Annotated in this window: 1 protein-coding gene; it reads left to right on the top strand. The window is 69.6% G+C overall.

Annotation, left to right across the window (positions count from 1 at the left end; translation table 11 throughout):
- Nucleotides 1-931 precede the first annotated feature (931 nt).
- Entirely contained in the window at nt 932-1,606 is a 675-nt protein-coding gene (locus tag ABGB11_RS42310; protein ID WP_347641346.1) for an aminoglycoside phosphotransferase family protein, read from the top strand.
- Nucleotides 1,607-1,636 lie beyond the last annotated feature (30 nt).

Below are 1,636 nucleotides of genomic sequence, written 5' to 3'. Positions count from 1 at the left end.
AGCGCCAACGACGGGCTCGCCCCGATCACGTTCGAGCAGCGGATGACAGAAGCACGGGAAGCTTCAACGGCCCAGCTCAGGGCCGAAGTGGCATAACACCGTCTCCACGCTTTCAGGGGATTGACAGCGTTGGCCGCGTTCCCATCTGGACACCTCGTGCCGCTGAGTGTGTCAGAACCGGCGAGGTCGCAAAGTTGGGCGGCTAACGCACTGGCTTCTGGTGCCCCGCAGGCGTGCCAACTAAGCGTTAGCCTCGATCTTTCGTGGCTAAGGCGTGTCTCGAAGTCGGTGGAGCCATTCGTTGCTGGCGGTGATCTCCAGAGTGGCCTGGTAGCGGACGGAGAGCTTGCCGTACCAGGTGGCTACTGCCCGGTGGCGCTTGAGACGGTTGATGCCGCACTCCACGGCGTACGAGCCTCCATCAACGAAGACAACTGGCGGCTGGCGCCGCACGAGGGCCGCCGGCACTCGATGACGTGCTCGCCGTTCTCGGGTCAGCGACCCCCGGGCACGCGGCAACGTCTCCTCACCCGGCCATACGACCACGCCCAGTGGGTGATCGCCCTGCCCTCCGCCCTGCCCTCCGGCCTGTCACGGACGACAAGCGCGGCGACGAGGCCAGCGCCTCTCCTTCGATGCCACCATCATCGAGCCCGGCACTGACTCCTACCCGCTCACCCAGCCCCAGCCCCGAGAGCACGCTGCCGGCTGTCTCACACCACAACTCACCCGAAGGACGGGACTGCAATGTGGCCTGTCCTTCGCCACGCCAGTACGCGCGCCTTGTCATGGCCCTCGCAGACATCGAAGGCCACGACGTACAGGAAGCCTGGCCAAGCCGGCCGATGCCACCGAGCCGCGTGCCGGGGCGCCATAGGCACCCTGGGCTTCGCTGTCTGATCGCCGGCGTCTGGCCGCTACGGTGTGCCTGGTGAACACCACCGACCCCGGCGTGCTCGCATGGGCCGGGACCGCCATGGGCGCAGACCAGCCCGCCCGGGTCGTCCGGCGCCTGGCTGGAGGCTCGCACGCCGACACGCACCTGCTGGAAAACGGTACGGGCCGGGCGGTGCTGCGCCGGTTCCCCGCCGGGGACGACGCGGCCGCGAACGAGGCCCGCACCCTCACCGCACTCGCCGGCCTCGACGGGTTCGCGCCGCGCCTGCTGGCCGCCGACCCGGACGGCCGCACCAGCCGTCCGGCCACACTGATCACCGTCCTGCCGGGACGTCCCGACATCCTGCCCTCCGACCCACACGCCGCCGCCGCACAACTCGGCCGCGCCCTGGCCCGGCTGCACGCCGTCCCGACCGCCGCCCTCACCGGATTCCGTGACGGCGTCGCCACCGCCAACGCCGCACACGCCCGGCGGCTCGACCAGAGCCCCGCCGGCCCCGTCGCAGACGCCCACGCCGAAATACTCGCCGCCGAACCACGCGTGCTGACGCACTTCGACTTCTGGGCGGGCAACGTCCTGTGGAGCCACGGCGAGCTCACCGGTGTGATCGACTGGTCAGACACCCCATGTCGTTTGGGTGTCAAGCGGCGTGGGATTGGGTGTGGTGCGACCAGGCGGTTGCTTCGTCGTAGAGGGTGCGGGTCTTGAGGCATCCGTGGAGGATGCCGACGAGGCGGT

The sequence above is a fragment of the Actinomadura sp. B10D3 genome (genome assembly GCF_039871695.1).
In the GTDB taxonomy this organism is placed as follows: domain Bacteria; phylum Actinomycetota; class Actinomycetes; order Streptosporangiales; family Streptosporangiaceae; genus Spirillospora; species Spirillospora madurae.
Note: the sequence above shows the minus strand (reverse complement) of the source record. Positions and strands in the feature narration are given on the sequence as shown.